This window comes from Stenotrophomonas sp. P5_B8, from assembly GCF_054049855.1.
This window is the reverse complement of record NZ_JBFULO010000858.1, coordinates 1-611: the sequence shown is the minus strand read 5'-3', so window position 1 is coordinate 611 and position 611 is coordinate 1. Positions and strand designations below refer to the sequence as shown.

Genomic DNA, 611 nt, shown 5'->3' with positions numbered 1-611 from the left:
GATCCTCGGCACGGCCAGCTACGTCTGGCGTGGAAACGTGCCATTCGCCCACAATGGACACGAAAGAATTGTCCGAAGTGGTTCCAAGTGCAAGCTGCCCAACAGATTGATGATCAATGACATGCGCCGCAGTGATCAGGAACTGTCTCTTGCAATGCTCAATGCCAAAGCAGGTTCCAATATGTACTGGGTCTCTGCCTGCATCGAATCGGTAGATTGGGAAGATCGCATGTGCGAAGTTATCGAGGGCATCCTGTTTAGCTCGGTCTACAAGCTCTTTAGCACTCATCTAGTATATCTCCATGGTGTATGGTCGTGACTCTGCCTCGCTATCCGGAATTTTTTGCTCCCGCAACAATTCGGCCGGAGAAACTTCTCTTACGAGTAGGTCTCGTGCGAGCGCCTGTGTGGGCGCCGGCGCCGGCGTCGCGAAGGTCCGAGGGGTTAAGGGTTTTTTGCTACCTAGCTTCAGGCGTCTCCTGCCCCTATAGCTATACGAAGCGCCTCCTCGAACTGAAGAATCGCAGCCTGAGCTTCAGCGCCTTGAGAACTCACGCCAGCCCGAATTTTTGCTGCTGCAGCCTTGACTACTGGGTCGTTTGATTCTTGGG

At 53.7% G+C, this 611-nt stretch carries 1 protein-coding gene; it reads right to left on the bottom strand.

Features of this window, described 5'->3' with window-relative positions:
* Positions 1 to 289: hypothetical protein (locus tag ACXJKH_RS21855; RefSeq protein WP_457322526.1), on the bottom strand; the 289-nt coding region annotated here is incomplete at its 3' end.
* Between the last annotated feature and the right edge of the window lie 322 nt (positions 290 to 611).